Below are 16474 nucleotides of genomic sequence, written 5' to 3' on the forward strand. Positions count from 1 at the left end.
AAGCCGCGCGCAGGCTCGGCGTCTCCTGTCGAGCGGAGTCCAAGCGCGAGCCACAAGCCGGCGCAAATGCTTTATCATTGCCCCGCCCGGTTCGGCCAACCCCGACAATAATAACGATGAACTCAGCGCCTCAAACCACCCGCCCCACCCTCATTTCGCCGGTTATCGCCTTCGCCGCGACGCTATTTATCAGCGCATTGCTGATGTTCGTGCTGCAGCCGATGTTCGGCAAACTGTTGTTGCCCTTGCTCGGCGGCACGCCTGCGGTGTGGAACACCTGCATGGTGTTTTACCAAACCCTGCTGTTCTGCGGCTACCTCTACGCGCATTGGCTGACGGCCCGGCAAGGCGCGCAGCGCCAGATTCAGATCCATACCGCCTTGATGATCTTCAGCGCGTTCGCGCTGCCGGTGGCGCTGCCGGACAACCCCAGCCCGCCCACCGCCGGCAATCCGGCCTGGTGGTTGGTCTGGACCTTGTTTCTGGCGATCGGCCTGCCGTTTTTCGTGATCTCGGCGACCGCGCCGTTGCTGCAAAGTTGGTTTTCCCGCTGCGGTCATCGCAGCAGCGGCGATCCGTATTATCTTTACGCCGCCAGCAACGCCGGCAGTTTGTTGGCCTTGCTGAGCTATCCGTTTTTAATCGAACCCAACATCGGCCTGGCCAACCAACGCCTGGTTTGGAGCGGCGGCTATCTGCTGCTGTGCGCCTGCATCCTGTTCTGCGCGGCCGGCTATTGGCGCAACCAATCCGAAGACCAACTGGAAGCGCCCAGCATCGACGAAACCCTGACGCCGCCTAGCCGCTGGCAACAACTGCATTGGGCCGCCCTGGCCTTGGTGCCTTCCAGCCTATTGCTGGGTCTGACTCAGTTCATCAGTACCGACATCGCCGCGGTGCCGTTGCTGTGGATCGTCCCGCTAACCCTGTATTTGCTGTCCTTCATCCTGGTATTCGGTAGCTGGGCGGAGCGCATCCGGCCGTGGATGCTGGCCGCGCAACCGGCGGTGTTGACGGTGTTCATCGCCTATTCGTTTATCAATCCGGCCACGCTGCCTTATTGGCTGGATTTGATTCTGCACCTGATCGCATTCTTCCTGGCGGTGATGGTCTGCCACGGCGAATTGGCGCGCAGCCGGCCCCACCCCCAATTCCTGACCCGATTTTATCTGGTGATGTCCTTCGCCGGCATGCTGGGCGGCTTGTTCAACACCTTCGTCGCGCCGTTTTTGTTCGATGCGGTTTACGAATACCCGATCATGATCGTCGCGGCGCTACTATTGCGGCCCGGCTTGTTGAACGGCCGCTGGCCCTTGCAACTGCTGTTCCCGGTACTGATTCTGGTTGCCGGGCTGGCCGTCTATTTTTCGACCGAACAATTGTTCGACTATCTGGACCTGATCGGCGGCGCGCTGATTCTGCTGGCCGGCATCAGTTACGCGTTGCGCCACAGCCCGTTGGCGCTGGGCACGCTGACGGCGGTACTGCTGCTGTTCACGCTGGGCCTGCACGGCATGGCATCGAACGTGTTGTATCAGGAACGGACGTTTTTCGGCGTGCTGTCGGTGCGCGATACCGTGATCCCCGACGAAAACCAAAAGCCGGAAAAAGTCCGCGAACTTTACCACGGCACCACCAAACACGGCGCCGAACGCTTGATTCCGGCGCAAATTACCACGCCGCTGACCTACTACAGCCGGCCCGGCCCGATCGGCCAGGTATTCGCCGAATTCGACGCCGAAAATCCGCGCTGGCGGATCGGCGCGGTCGGCCTGGGCGCCGGCGCGCTGGCCTGCTACGCCAAGGAAGGCCAAAGTTGGTCGTTCTACGAAATCGACCCGCTGGTGGTTTCGGTCGCACAAGACTCGACCTGGTTTCATTACTTGGAACGTTGCGCCAAGCAGGCGGCGATGGTTGTCGGCGACGCCCGTTTGTCGCTGGCCAAGGAAGCCGACGCCAGCTTCGACCTGCTGATCATGGACGCCTTCAGTTCCGACGCGGTACCTACCCACTTGCTGACCCGCGAGGCTTTACAGCTATACTTCAGCAAGCTGAAGGACGACGGTTTGCTGGCATTTCACATCACCAACCGTCATTTGGCCCTGAAGAAAGTCCTGGCCGATCACGTTAACCAACTGCATCTGGCCGGCCTGCTCCAGGAATTTCAGCCGGAAACCGATGTCCCTCTGGTGATTGCCACCGACTGGGTGGTGATCGCGAAACATCCCGAGCGCTTGGCAAAACTGCAACAAAGCCGGCTCGGGCATTGGCAGAAATTGCCGCTGTCGTTCGGCTTGCAACCCTGGACCGACGACTTCACTCATATCATTGGCATTTGGAAATAGGAAAACGCATGCTTATCACGGAACTGGCCAGTCGTTGCGACGCTCGAGCGCAAGGCGGCGATGCCACTCAATCCATCCATTCCGCCGCCGACATCATGTCGGCTCAAGCTCACCAAGTCACCGTCCTCAGCGACGGCAAATACAAGAAACATTTAAAGGACACCCAGGCCTCGGCCTGCTTCATCGCCGAAGCCCTGATCGACGCCGAAATGCCGGCCGGCTTGACCCTGCTGGTTTGCCAGGACCCGGAAATCAGCTTTCTGAACGCCGTCAAGCTGCTGCATCCCGAGCCGGTATTCAAACGCCAGGTGTCCGAACACGCCGTGCTGGCCGACACCGCGACCCTGGGTTACAACGTCCACGTCGGTCCGTTTGCGACGATAGGCCAAAACAGCAGCGTCGGCGACAGCAGTACCGTCGAAGCCGGCGCCCGCATCGGCAATCACGTGGCGATCGGCAAACACTGCCATATCCACCCCAACGCGGTGATTTACGACAACAGCGTCATCGGCAATCACGTGATTATTCACGCCGGCGCGGTGATCGGCGCCGACGGATTCGGCTATAAATTCCGCGACAACCAACACGTCAAGGTGCCTCATGTAGGTCACGTCGAAATCGAGGACCACGTCGAAATCGGCGCCAACACCTGTATCGACCGGGGCGCCTTGGGGCCGACCCGAATCGGCGCCGGCAGCAAAATCGACAACTTGGTCCAGCTCGGCCATAACAACATCGTCGGCCGCAACGTCATCATCTGCGGACAATCCGGCATTTCCGGTTCCTGCACGATAGAAGACGGCGCGATCCTGGCCGGCAGCACCGGCGTCGCCGATCACGTCAAAATCGGCGCCCGCGCCGTCGTGATGGCCCGTAGCGGCATCTCCGGCGACATCGAGCCGGGCGCCCAAGTATTCGGCAGTCCGGCCAAGGATCGCAAGGTCGCCTGGAAGGAATTGGCGGCCCTGGCCAAACTGCCGGAATTGCTGCAAAAATTCAAAGCGCTGGAAGCCCGAGTCCATAAGCTGGAAGAATAATTCGGCCCCGGAACTTGACGGCCGGTTTTCGCGTCACCCCGTTTTTCGACCATCGCAAAGGCAGAACCATGAACGACAAACAACGCGTCGCCCAACATGCTGCTCAACACGTGCAAAACGGCATGATCGTCGGCCTGGGCACCGGCTCCACCGCCAATCTGTTCATCGAGGAACTCGCGCGGCGCCGCACCCAGGAAGGCCTGAAATTCAGCGCCGTGGCCAGTTCGACGGTCAGCACGATCAAGGCCCGTCAACTCGATTTGCCGCTGATCGCGATCGACCATCTGGAACACCTGGACTTGTACGTGGATGGCGCCGACGAAGTCGCGCCCGATCTGACGCTGCTGAAAGGCCGCGGCTACGATTTGGTACGCGAAAAGTTACTGGCCAAGGCCTGCGATTCGTTTCTGGTATTGATCGACGCCAGCAAGCGCGTCAAACGCATCGGCGAGAACTTTCCGATTCCCATCGAAGTGATGCCGTTCGCCTGGAAGCTGGTACAACGCAGCGTGGCGGCGATCGGCGGGCACGGTAGCTTGCGGCAAACCGCCAACGGCGACGGCTTGGTCGTCACCTCATACGGCAGCCTGGTGTTGGATGTGGTGTTCGATTCCACGCTGGACGCCAAAACCCTGAACGAACGGCTGAACGGCATTCCCGGTATCGTCGAACACGGCATATTCAACGGCTTGACTGGTGCGGTATTTTGCGGCCACGACGGACAAGTGGACGAACTTTGGGCTTAGCGGCCGGCGTGCTCGGCGCGGCTTAGCCTTTGGCCGGCAAGCAGCCGCGGCACTTAGTCCCAGCAATTTTGTGGTAGAAGCTCGTCCGGCGCTTGGTCCATAATCGCCGCCAGCCGCGGGTCGCCGGGATTGGCTTTCCGGCCGGCGCGGCCGGCGTTGGTCCCGATAGCCAGACCAATCCAATCCGCCAGTTCGAATTCGCCCCGTACAACAGGAGAAAACCCATGTCGCAATTATTAGAAAAAAACCAGGAAGCGCCGTTTTTCCGTGCCGTGAATCAAGACAATAAAATGATCTATCTGTCGGATTACCAGGGCGAAAAGACTGTGGTGCTGTATTTTTACCCCAAGGACGATACGCCAGGCTGCACGATAGAAGCCAACGACTTCACCGCGCTTGCCGCCGAGTTTGCGGCGGCTAATACCGTCATCGTCGGCGTCAGCAAGGACGACTGCGAGAGCCACCGGGCCTTCATCGCCAAATACGGGCTGAACGTGCAATTATTGGCCGATACCGACGGTGCGCTGTGCGACAGTTACGGTACCTGGCAGGAAGTCGAAAAAGACGGCGTCAAGAAGTGGAAGATCGTCCGCTCGACCTTCATTATCGGCAAGGACGGCAAGTTGCTCGAAGCCATGTACGGCGTTAGCCCGGATGGACACGCGCAAGCGGTACTGGATATTGTCAAAAGCCTGCCCGTCTGAGATACATCTTGGAACCATCGCCGGCCATTTTCTGCCCAAAAAAGCCGGGGTTCCCCGGCTTTTTTACGAACTAGCAGCGAACTCAATGTAGCGTGACGACTTGCTTTACCACGTCAGCCACCGTTTTGATACGGCTGAAGTCCAGATGAAGTTCGTTAAACATTTCCATGATCGAGCTATCCAGCTTATCCCGCAAGTCGGCATCCATACCCAGATCGTTTTGTAGATCGCTATCCAAAGAAACGTCGTCCACATCCAAATCGAAGGTATCGGCGATGACCAGCTGTACGGCCATCGACATCATGTTTTGCAGGCTTTCCACTTCGTTGCCACCGAATTTTCCACACATCAGCGTCACCTCTTTGTCGTTAACGATGGCGTTAGTTTGGCTAAAACCCCACCCAAAAACCGTTAACGACTACCAATTCGGAGCGCCGCTTCGGCCACGGTGTTGTAGCGCCCTTGGTCGACCTCTTGACTTGGCGCCTGCGTTAACGCGCCAGTCCGCACGCCCCCGCCGTGCCGCAACTGGATCCCTGGAACGGCAAGTTCCAAAAAACCTCTTCTCCGACTATCCATTCGGTTACGGTGGCCGGAATGCGCAACGTTATACTGGAATTCGCCTTAGCCTATAAACGGACTTACGGCCCAAAATTTCAAGGTCTTTTACGACAGCCGTCGCCCTCTCGATAGCTGTATCGAGCTTCGTCGGCGGCGATACGATAAAATTCGCTTGTAAGCCATCACAGACACACGAAATCGCTCCATGCCCAGCCCAGCCATGCCTATTCGTATCGCCCATTCGAGTGCCGTCGACCCGACAACGGCGGTCAACGAGCTACATGCCGGCCTGGTTCAGGAACGGCTGGCCGCCGTGATATTTTTTTGTTCGGCCGATTACGACCTAACGGCGCTGGCAGCCGCATTATCGTTGGCGTTTAAGGACCTGCCGGTCGTCGGTTGTACGACGGCCGGCGAAATCGGACCAGCCGGGCTTTGCGAACGCAGTCTGGTCGGCGTCGGCTTCTCTGCATCGGTGTGCAGCGCCGTCGGCGGCCTGCTCGGCGACTTACGGAGTCTGTCCGCCGAGCAAACCAAGGACTTCGCCCAATCTCGGTTGAACGCGCTATTGGATTTGGCGCCGTACGCCTGTTCGTCCAACAGTTTCGGTTTTTTATTGATAGACGGTCTGTCTTTGAAAGAAGAACCGGTCGCCCTGGACATTCAACGGATGCTCGGCAACATTCCGCTGGTCGGCGGTTCGGCCGGCGACGGTTTGAGGTTTCAGGATACGTGGGTTTATTGGGGAGGTGCGTTCCACCCGAACCACGCGGTCATGCTGTTAATCAGCACCACGCTGCCGGTGTACGCTTACCGGACTCAACACTTCTTACCGTCCGAGCACAGGATGGTGGTCACCGCCGCCGACATCGGCCGGCGCACCGTCCACGAAATCAACGGTCTGCCGGCCGCCGAGGAGTACGCGCGACTGATCGGCTATCCGCTAGACCAACTCACGCCGGCGTTGTTCGCCGCATATCCGGTCGTCGTCAAGATCGACGGCAGTTATTACGTGCGCGGCCTGCAACGCGCCAATCCGGACGGCAGCTTGACCTTTTACTGCGCGATCGAGGAAGGCTTGGTGTTGCGCATCGCTCAAGGCGAAAACTTGCTGGAAAATTTGGCGGCGGCCTTCGGTCGCGTCCGTCAAGTCATTGGCCAGCCGCTGGTGACGCTCGGCTGCGATTGCATCCTGCGAAAACTGGAAGTTGCCGCCGCCGATCAGCTCGATGACTTGAACCGCTTGATGACCGACAACCGCGTGGTCGGCTTTCACACCTACGGCGAACAGTTTCGCGGCATCCACATCAACCAAACCTTCGCGGCCGTGGCGATCGGCGCTCCGGCTACGGCATCCGAACATGACTGACCCAAACGCCAATCCCAGCCTCCCGGCTTTGCAGGCTGAAATCGCCCGCTTGAACAAAGTCGTCCAAGTCTTGATGGACCGTGTCGAACACAGCGGCGATTTGGGAAACTCCTATTTCGATCAAGTCCAGGCAACGGTGATGCTGGAAGACTTGGTACGACGCCGCACTCAGGAATTGGAAGCGGCGCTGGCAGAAAACCGGGCCATCAACCGCGCGCTGAGCGAAGCGGAACAAAAATTTCACTGCGTGCTCGATCAATCCTTGGTCGGCATTTCAATGACGATCGACCAACGCTTTCACTACGCCAACCCGAAGTTCGCCGAAATTCTGGGCTATAGCGTCGAGGAAATTCTGAAACTCGGTCCGGCCGACATTACCCCGGCCGAAGACTTGCCCCAGGTTTTGGACGTGATTCGCCGCGCATTGAACGGGGAATTCCAGCAACTGACCTTTACGACTCGGGCCGTACGCAAGGATGGTCGGATCATCAACGTCGAAATGTCGGGGAAGGCGCCGCTGGATATTGGCGGCCGTCCGGCGCTGATCGCGGTTTGGGCGGACATTACCGAGCGGCTCGGAGCGGAGCGGGAAATCGAGGCATTGCAAACGCGGCTGCGCGACCAAGCCCTGCACGATGCGCTGACCGGGCTTTACAATCGTTTGTTTTTAGCCGAAAACCTGGACCGGACCATCGCGCTGGCCGCCCGGCACGGCTATCCGGTCAGCGCGGTGATTGCCGATCTGGATTTTTTCAAATCGGTCAACGACCGTTACGGCCATCCCGGCGGCGATGCCGCGTTAAAACATCTGGCCGATCTGATGCGGCAACACGCCAGATCTAGCGACATCATCTGCCGTTACGGCGGCGAAGAGTTTTTATTGTTGATGCCCGACACGCCCGTCGAAGTGGCCCGCGAGCGCGCCGAGTACCTGAGACAATGCCTGGCCGAGCAACGCGTGGCCTGGAAAAGCACGCCGATAGCGCTGACCGCCTCCTTCGGTGTCGCCAGCTATCCCGAGGATGCCCAATCCGGCGGCGAATTGATCGAGGCGGCCGACAGCGCGCTATACGCATCCAAAGCCAACGGCCGCAATCGCGTCACGCGCTTCGGCCAGTCCTGGGAACCTGCTCCGATCTAGGCGCACGCCATTCAATTCCGGCCCGCGCCGTCGCCGGCTGCAATCCAGCTGCTTCACGGTTCTCGTCGGGCCAGGGCCGTTAACGCGCCCTCATGGCTCGCGATCACATTCTCCGGTAGCGTTTTGCTCAAGCCATGCAGCGCCTGCCGCATCCACGGCGTTGCTCGGCGCGCCTAGCTATAGCGGCTTGCAATCGAAAACGCGCAAACCTGCAATCAGCGCAATTTTCGACCAAGAATAAATGCAACTGACGGGCGCTCAAACCGAGATTATTTGCAACTAACATATGAACATATGTCGTTGACCATTGGCGGCAATCGGCCAAATTAAGACAGTCAAATTGATGCTTTGAATGACTAGCATTAGCAGTTTTCAGCCATTCATTTTCAAATAGATAGCGCTAATTTAACTAGTTAGCTTTTGGGATTCGATAAGTATTCTGTTCGGTTTTTTGAGGCCAAATAGCGTCTCTTCTCTTTTTTTGGTTCTTTTTTCAGACTCACTTCGGATCCGTCCGAAAAGCTCTTTGCCAAATTGTTTTACCAGCGGGCTATCTAATTTTAGGTTGAACCAATGAAAAGCCCGAACGTCGGCAACACCTAAAGTAAGTTCGCCCCAACGCCAAAAATCTAAAGGGCTCGTTGCTTGAAATACTTTACTCGCCCAAGTTTGAGCCCAAACATTTCGTTCATGCGCATGGCGAGCTTGTTTTGCAACCTCGCCCAAAAATCCGGGACCCCAATCACGCGATAGAAGTGGCGATGTTACGGAGCCGAAATTTCGAAGACCTTCAGCCATCAATCCTCTTGCAATGCGGCCCGGTACTTCTGTTGCTACTTCTTTCGCTATCCAGCGTTCAAGCCAGTCAATATGCTCGGCTCGTTCGGCTGCATAAATCAGAGTTTGTAGCTCGGCATCAGTTTTTGCTTGTACCAGCGCTTTTTTTCTTAATTTAGATAAAACCTCATGGTCTGGCCCTGCAAACAAAGTGATTGCTTCTTGAGGTACTTTGGCGTCACCAATGTTGATATTTACTAGACTGTCGACACTGGAAAGATGGTTGAATAAATCAGACGTAGTGGTCGGATTGGTATCTGCCAATGATTCCGCAAGAGCTAGGGCAAAACTTCGAATTGCATTCAACCTTTCAGGATTTGTTTCTTCGAGAATTCGATTCGCCAAGGCTATGGTTTTACTCGGATTTCGTCTGCTAAGTTGCGTTAAAGCCATTCGGTCAGGTTCTTGGATAAGGCATAGAGCCCCTTCCATTTCAAGCTGCTCGATGTAGCTTCTGATTTCCAGGTCTCGGAGTCGCAGTCTCTCTGAGTGCTGATCCAAAGAAAAAGACTCTGCTAAGGTTTGCAAATCGTTATTTGCACTGCCCGTAAAATCTCGGACACGTTCCTCGACACGAATCATAGGATCTCGTGCGGTTTGATCAATATCGAGATTTAACGTCCCCAAACTAGGTACGTTAGCCCGAACAGGTTTTAACAAACGATTAACTGCATGTTCAATTTCATCTTCAACTCTGTCGGCCAGTTCGCCGTTGAGCTTCGAAGCTGCTAGACCCAAAAAACGCGGCGCAATTAAATATATCTCTTCGCGGAGATCGAGTGACACTACAGCGTCGGCAATAGCCCTGTCTCGGTGAAATGTTTCTCTAGTATTGTTGCTGGTGCCTCGCTGCTTAACTGCTGTAATCACCAATTTATCAAGGAATTTATCCTGTGCGATAAAGGCAACATCGGAAGCGCAAGTAACGACAAGAGGATCATTATCTGTGAGAGCCAAACCCAAAATTTCACGACTGCGATTTGTTAACGTTGGACGATGGGCTGATATAAAAAAACAAGTTCGTCTCAATTTCCCCGGATCCGACTGAGCAACAATTAAAGCCATTTCAATTTCCGTCTCATCAAGTGCCTTGAACACATCGCGAAACGCATACATTTCGCCAACTTCAGCGGGCAGTCTCAGAAACAGCGCTAATTGTTCGTTCGCAGAATAGTGCGGCAATAGACTTAGTAGAATAAATCCAGTAACGAATGTTTTATCGTTTTCATCCACAAGATCGGGCTGCGCTACTATCCGTTCATAGCCTGTTACAACGGATTTAAGCGTATCTTCGTCAAAAAGGGGCTGAATCTTGGTAGATTCCAACTAAGTTGGCGCAATGGGAGTTCACTTCGAGTTTCAATTGTTTTGCATACTTCGCGAACAATATGAACAATCAGATCCGGTTGGAAACGAACTAAAGCAGGAGTTATCAATTCCAGCTCATGGTTTTCCTGGGATACAGAGAATTGCGTCCAAAGAATCTCAGGATTTAAAGTCTTTGCCAAATTAATTGCGTTTTCTAAATTTTCCGGTCGATCAGAATCAGGATCATATGGATCAGTCGCGCAATAATTTTCGACAGCCCTAGCCCTCCATCCCTTTCGATATTCACGAGGGTTTAATTGTTCAGCTTCCAGGGTACCATTTACAGTACCGATCAGACGTAGCACAATCGCTACGCCTTTTTTGCTGACATCGGAGTGCGACTTGGTAAGTAGTCGGTCAATAGCTTGCCTGAGTGTGAGTTCAAACGCTTCAAAATCGGTAGTATTCAACCGGACACTCCAGCACAAATCAGCTTCACCGTACCGGTAACCACCGGTGATAGCCCAAGTGAAAGCCCAAGCTAAAACCCCTTCGGCATACCCCGCTTGAGAGATGCCAGCCATCAACTTGGCGGCGACCGAATCGAGTTGAGCTGCTTCTGGTGAATCGACTTCATTGCATACCTTTGTTAAGAAGTCATTTTCAATCTGAGTCAGTTTCTCCAATTTATCCAAAATAGGCTTGGCTTTCTCACTAAGCTGAGATTGTGTTTGCTCGTCTCGTGCTCCCCAGATTTGTGGCACTCGAGACCAACGACCAAGCCATCGATTAATCCGAGCACTTATTGCTGATTGGATATTTTGTTGACTGCGCTTCTGTAATAGCGCTGCTACAAGCCAATCTCTCCGACTACCGTAAGAACGTTCATCGAATTGGATTTCGACGGTATCCAGAACGGCTTCTGGACACGCGGAAACATAGGCAACAAGAGCGTCATACGCTGAATCGTCAATATTTTGCAACTCAAGCCAAGCCGAAATGAGAGCTGCTCGTCCCCACGCCGGATAATTTTCTTTAAAACAACCAATACCAGCGGCTGCGCGTATTGCTTCTCCGACTAAATCAAAACCGCGAATCTCATCAACAATGCGATCAATTAGTTCCCTGGGTTCTTGGTTCGGTTTTCGAAGTTCGTCTTGTAATTCTTGCACTATCAGCAATCCCAATGCAAAAGGGACTGTATCCGGTTTGAACTCGTAAAATCCGTCCCGGTCAGGGGCGATTCGCAAAAATGCGCCTTCTTCAATATCGGTTAAGTCGTTTTCAACCGATCGACCGTCAGCGCGTTTTGCGGCGCCTGAATGCTCACGCCAATCATCGCGATCGAATTGAACGCCTGGCGCTTCGCGAAAGCACTTAGCGTGGGACCTAAGCAATTTTTCGAAATCTGGAATGCTATGGCCGGTCAAGTCGCCTCGTTCCTCAAGTCGCCGCCGCCAGTATTCCAGAAGAAGCCGTTCAACGGTTAATGCATCAACCTGCAGAGAAAGGTTTTCCAGAAAATCGATGGCAATCGAACAAATACGCGGATTAAGGATAAAGTCACGCACTTGACCGGGGATTGTTTCAATTGCTATGCCACGCTGCTTGAGCAAATCAGATAATTCATCCAGCGTATAACCGTCCACTCGGACGATCTTAACCGTGCCTCCGGTTAACCGAGGCGCAATCTCCCTATCCCAAAATCCTTCACGGCAGGTTGTAACTAGGCAACCGCCGAGTTTTTCAACTTCCGCTTTTAGAAGAAAAATGGTGTTTGCCCAAGACATTCCACTTCTTTCGTTGAGTCCGTCAAGAACGACCAAGAATCTGAGTTGTTCTGCGTTCGAAACTGGTCCCTGTTCTCGCCAGCGTTTCAAACGCCTTAACCAACGATCGATCGAATCGATTATTCCATCTTCGCTTTGAGCAGCCAACAACCTAGCCAATGTTAGTGAAGGATCTCTTGAATCGATCCGATCCGCCATCCAGGCGCCTCCCATCACCAGGATAGGCTTGTCATCACAAGCGGCCCACCAATTGGCGACTAACCAGGATTTTCCTGCCCCCTCCGGGCCAATAATGGCAACACACGAAGATTCGTTAATAGCCTCGGTGAGGGCCGCATTAAGCTGGGGACGGGTAATTGCCCGATTCTGATCATCCAATACCGTAAGGTATTGTCCAAATGCGGTTCGGGAATTAATTCGATTAGAAAATACTCGATTACTCCAATCCTGGTTGATCTTCCTGAGCGCCGCCAGTCCGCAATAACTAGCACTTGTATCTCTGATTAGTTGATCACAAGCGGGGATAAAGTTGTTATCCGCTTGAAGGGTATTCAGTTCTGCATCAATAGTTTCAGCAATTTCCTTTGACGTATGATTGATGAACCATTGTATGACCGTTGATCGCGTGGCTGCCAAGAGTACCGCCAAACGAGGTAACGGTGCCTCCGTCCAATCGAGCATCAGCAGAGTAATGCCTTTTTCTTCCAGCATCTCTTCAAGCTTCTGAAGAACTCCGTCCCCCATTTCGGAAGTGGCGCAGAGTACCCACAGATCAACATCCGACGCCAGTTCATTGGAAGCAAGCCAAATTTTTCCGGCAACATCTTCGAGTCGGAGCGACTCCGTGTAACGCTTTGCTTCCATTGCGATTGCAAAACGACTGCGAGGCGTGCTGGCATCTCGTCCAAATTGCGATCCACTCTTTGCGAGGCGAAAGGTTAATCCGGTTAAGTCGGACAATGCTGTCGCAACTAAACCCTCAAAGCCGTTTGGTCCAGCAGGCTCTAACTTTAAGAGTTGATTACGGAGATTTTCCAGCGGTTGCTTCTTTTTACTTTTCCCGCTCGCTTTGGTTGACATGAATAAGGTAGATTAAATGGAAATTGATCTTGGAAAAAACATGACGGTAGATTAGCTTGTGTCGCTTATCTTTGCCGTGGCACGCTCGGCGAAAACTGAGTATGGAAATTTATGATTTTGTAACCAAATCGCACTAGTTAAATGACTGCAAACTGGATTTCAGCGGTCGTTTGCTGGAACCCGTTCTATGTCTCAGATGGGTCGCTATGGATAGCTATCCATAGCGCCCCCTATGTATAGTGCCCAACTATGTATAGCTGTAAATTGCTATCGGCGGTAAAGCTTGGTTTCTCTGACATGTGAGCCAACTATCAGTCAATAAGCTTTACATAGTTTTGCCGTTGTTCTAAAGCTGAAATTCACTTGCCTCAAGAGATTTTAATGAAATCCGCCTACCACCCAAATTAATCTGGGTTCCTGAGAGCCAATTGGGACTCTATGTTAATGCTTTCACGTCGCATTGGTTGGCTGTCGCCGTATATCAATAGGATTGATTGTTGTCTTCCGGTTGGTGAGAAATTGATGAGGCTTCTCCAAGCGTCAAAACTATGTATAGCGCAATGTCAGTAATGTCTGGCCCGGCGTGGGTTGCAAGTCGAAATAAATCGCTTCTACCCATAGTTCGGCACTATACATAGGGGTCGGTTTTTGTCGGCCAAGTCGCTGCTGACACCTACTTCGAAAAATGACCAGTCCAGAATACGTCCGTTTTCCGGACGTTTGTCTTGCCAAGATGCCCTTCACGCCGAATCAGACCTTGATAGTCCAACTATCTCGTCAATGAATCAACGTCCATATTGTTTCCTTGGCGAGGAGTTTCTGGAACGGGTGTCAGTTGCAAATAATCTCGGTTTGAGCACCCGTCAGTTGCATTTATTCCTGGTCGAAAATTGCGCTGATTGCAGGTTTGCGCGTTTTCAATTGCAAACCGCTACACCCAGCGCTTGTTCGAATATCGCCGTCAGGCCAGCGGCCGGCATCGGCTTGGCGAAGTGGTAACCTTGACCGAAATCGCAGCCGATTTTTTGCAACAGCGCCAGCTGCTCGCCGGTTTCTATGCCTTCCGCGACCACCAGTATCCCCAATTTATGCGCCATCGCGACGATGGCCTCGCAAACCGCCATGTCGCTGGCATTCACGGGCAAGGTTCGGACGAAGGCTTGATCGATCTTGATATAGTCGATGTCGAATTTCTTCAAATAGGTCAACGACGAGTAGCCGGTACCGAAATCGTCCAAGGCCACCTGAATGCCGGCGGCATGAAACGCTTGCAGCTGTTCGCGCACGATATCGTTGGCGTCGAGCAAAAGGCTTTCGGTGATTTCGACGACCATCGCCGCGCCGCTGATGCCCATCCGCGCTAAATCTTCCGGCCAGCGCTTGTAATCGTAACGGGCACTGAGAAACTGAACCGGCGATTTGTTGATGCTGACTTGAAACTCGGGATGGTAAAGCCTTCGCCAGATCGCCGCTTGTTGCAACACGGTGTCGAACACCCATTCGCCAATGTCCACAATCAAGCCGGTTTCCTCGGCCAGCGGGATGAATTCGGCCGGGCTCACCATCCCCAACGCCGGATGACGCCAGCGCAACAAGGCTTCCGCCTTGACGATTTTTAGCGTCGCCATATCGACGATAGGTTGGTAGTAAACCTCGAATTGGTCTTTGCGCAAGGCCGCGTGCAATTCGCTCAATAAGCGCAAGCGTACTTGGGCGCGTTGCTGCAATTCGCTGGTGAAATAACTGAAACGGTCCCGGCCGCGCTTTTTGGCTTCGTAAAGCGCCTGATCGGCATTTTTCAACAACTCGTCGCTTTTCCTGGCATCGTCCGGATAAAACGCGATCCCGATACTGGCCGACAAATAGACGGTGTCGTCGCCCAAACGAAACGGTTCGGCCAGACCGCGCAACACGATCCGGGCAATCGCCTCGACCTCCGGTTTTTCCTTCATACCGCCAATGATCACGGTAAATTCGTCGCCACCGATGCGGGACAGCGTCAACGCCTCGGGCAAGGCTTGCCGCAGGCGCCGCGCGGCTTCCCGCAACAAAATGTCGCCCATGAAATGGCCCAGCGTGTCGTTGACGTCCTTAAACCGGTCCAAATCGATAAACAACAAGGCCATCCGCAAACCCGATTTGGCGGCCGCCGCCGACTCTTGCGCCAATTTGCTCAAAAACAGACTGCGGTTAGGCAATTCGGTCAACGGGTCCAAATGGGCTTGTTTCCAGATCACGTCGAGCGCCCGGACCCGTTCGGTGATGTCGGACAATATGACGACCTGATGCCCGGCCAGATCCGCGCTCAATGCCACCAAATTGACTAACACGATTTTTTTAGCGCCGTTTTTGCAGACGACGTCCAGTTCCATCGACGGAAACCCGTGACCGCCACTCAGAACCAACTGGGCGCGTTCTTCCCAATCGCTCCGGACCATCCGCCGGTATTCGGCATCCGGAAACGCCTTCCGCCACCAATCTTCCCATTCCAGCAACTCAGTTCGGCTGTAACCGAAGGTTTCGACGAAAGCCGGATTCAAGTAAGCAATATGGTTCCGACCGTCGTATAACAAATATGCAATCGGCGATGCGTCGATGATGGCGTGGAACTTGGCTTCGCTGGCCGCCAGGGCTTGCTTGGATTGATAAAGACGGTGGTAGGGAATTTCGACGCAATTCATGAAAACCGCGCGATAAATCATGCCGTAGGCAACGGTTTTATAGAGGTGGCCGAATAAGTTGAAGATGTCGGTCACGTCGGCATACAGCGTGAAGAAAATTTCGCTGAGCGCCATCACCACGGCCGCGCCGGCCAAGCCCTGCACGTCGTAACTCTGCGGATACAGACCGCGCCGGTACAAACCCAAGGCCAGCGCCAGATAAACCGTTATCAAACCGTATTCGCTGATCCGCTTGAACCCGGTCAGGCCGACGCCGGGCACGAAGGTTTCCGGTACCCAATCGGCGTGGAACAGCACCACCCAAGCCGCCCCGGCCACCGCGGCGAGCACGCCGGCCAACATCCACCAACGCCCGTTGGTTTGTTGTAAGTCCCAATTCGGTAAAACGGTGACCGAGCATAAGGCCAGCGCGGCCAAGCCGCGCGCCGCCAGCCAAAAATCGATCGCCTTTTGCGGATCGCTCGGCGTCACAAAATCGGGCATGCCCTGATACGACAAGGTATGCAGCATGTCCAACAGCGCGACACCGGCAAAACAACACGCCAGCAACATCAAATTGCCGGAGCGCTCGCGCTGGTAAACGCTCCAGCCGACCGCGAACACCAGCGCCGACACGACGATGGATAAGGTTTCCAACAGCGTATGCAGCGGCGCGTAATTGGCGATTCCCTTCCAGCCATCCGGCAACGGCGCCAACGCGACGACGATTTGCAAAGCCAATAAAATCGCCAAATAGCACAGCATCAACAGGGTACGGCTTTTTGGGCTTCTATTCGGACAAAACATGCAATAAAACGGTTGGAGAAATAAATGGGCGCGATTTGCCGGTTTACATAAGCTTAGCCTTTAGCGTCGATTTCCCAACCACTCTATGC

At 54.1% G+C, this 16474-nt stretch carries 10 protein-coding genes; 6 read left to right on the top strand and 4 right to left on the bottom strand.

The window, feature by feature from the left end; all coding sequences use genetic code 11:
• Window positions 1–116 precede the first annotated feature (116 nt).
• From ACP4CD_RS06180 to ACP4CD_RS06195, 4 genes are all read left to right on the top strand, one after another.
• Window positions 117–2345 carry a spermidine synthase gene (locus tag ACP4CD_RS06180; RefSeq protein ID WP_426993943.1) on the top strand — a complete coding sequence of 743 codons (2229 nt, stop codon included), beginning with the start codon at window positions 117–119 and terminating at the stop codon, window positions 2343–2345.
• Window positions 2346–2353: 8 nt separating this feature from the next.
• Window positions 2354–3382, top strand: coding sequence for a UDP-3-O-(3-hydroxymyristoyl)glucosamine N-acyltransferase (gene lpxD / locus ACP4CD_RS06185; protein WP_064029837.1), 1029 nt, complete (start codon window positions 2354–2356; stop codon window positions 3380–3382).
• Window positions 3383–3450: 68 nt separating this feature from the next.
• On the top strand, window positions 3451–4128 hold the full coding sequence (gene rpiA / locus ACP4CD_RS06190) for a ribose-5-phosphate isomerase RpiA (RefSeq protein WP_064029840.1): 678 nt from the start codon (window positions 3451–3453) through the stop codon (window positions 4126–4128).
• Window positions 4129–4352: 224 nt separating this feature from the next.
• The gene (locus ACP4CD_RS06195; protein ID WP_313728064.1) at window positions 4353–4832 is read left to right on the top strand and encodes a peroxiredoxin; all 480 of its coding nucleotides are present in this window, start codon (window positions 4353–4355) and stop codon (window positions 4830–4832) included.
• 82 nt (window positions 4833–4914) lie between these two features.
• Here the strand turns inward: ACP4CD_RS06195 and ACP4CD_RS06200 are convergent, their stop codons facing one another.
• The gene (locus ACP4CD_RS06200; protein WP_426993944.1) at window positions 4915–5181 is read right to left on the bottom strand and encodes a hypothetical protein; all 267 of its coding nucleotides are present in this window, start codon (window positions 5179–5181) and stop codon (window positions 4915–4917) included.
• A gap of 432 nt (window positions 5182–5613) precedes the next feature.
• Between ACP4CD_RS06200 and ACP4CD_RS06205 the strand changes: the two genes are divergently transcribed.
• The gene (locus ACP4CD_RS06205) at window positions 5614–6762 is read left to right on the top strand and encodes an FIST N-terminal domain-containing protein (protein WP_426993945.1); all 1149 of its coding nucleotides are present in this window, start codon (window positions 5614–5616) and stop codon (window positions 6760–6762) included.
• Window positions 6755–7903: a GGDEF domain-containing protein gene (locus tag ACP4CD_RS06210; RefSeq protein ID WP_313728068.1), complete on the top strand. Its 1149-nt coding sequence runs from the start codon at window positions 6755–6757 to the stop codon at window positions 7901–7903. Before ACP4CD_RS06205 ends, ACP4CD_RS06210 begins: the two co-directional genes overlap by 8 nt.
• Before the next feature lie 405 nt (window positions 7904–8308).
• Here the strand turns inward: ACP4CD_RS06210 and ACP4CD_RS06215 are convergent, their stop codons facing one another.
• The 3 genes from ACP4CD_RS06215 to ACP4CD_RS06225 form a co-directional block, all read right to left on the bottom strand.
• Window positions 8309–10066: a hypothetical protein gene (locus ACP4CD_RS06215; protein WP_426993946.1), complete on the bottom strand. Its 1758-nt coding sequence runs from the start codon at window positions 10064–10066 to the stop codon at window positions 8309–8311.
• Entirely contained in the window at window positions 10009–12918 is a 2910-nt protein-coding gene (locus ACP4CD_RS06220; RefSeq protein WP_426993947.1) for a hypothetical protein, read from the bottom strand. The genes ACP4CD_RS06215 and ACP4CD_RS06220 overlap by 58 nt, the downstream gene beginning before the upstream one ends.
• Window positions 12919–13835: 917 nt before the next feature.
• Window positions 13836–16385, bottom strand: a complete 2550-nt coding sequence (locus tag ACP4CD_RS06225; protein WP_426993948.1) for a bifunctional diguanylate cyclase/phosphodiesterase — start codon at window positions 16383–16385, stop codon at window positions 13836–13838.
• Window positions 16386–16474 lie beyond the last annotated feature (89 nt).

Source organism: Methylomonas stagni, assembly GCF_050154735.1.
Taxonomy (GTDB): Bacteria; Pseudomonadota; Gammaproteobacteria; order Methylococcales; family Methylomonadaceae; genus Methylomonas; species Methylomonas koyamae_A.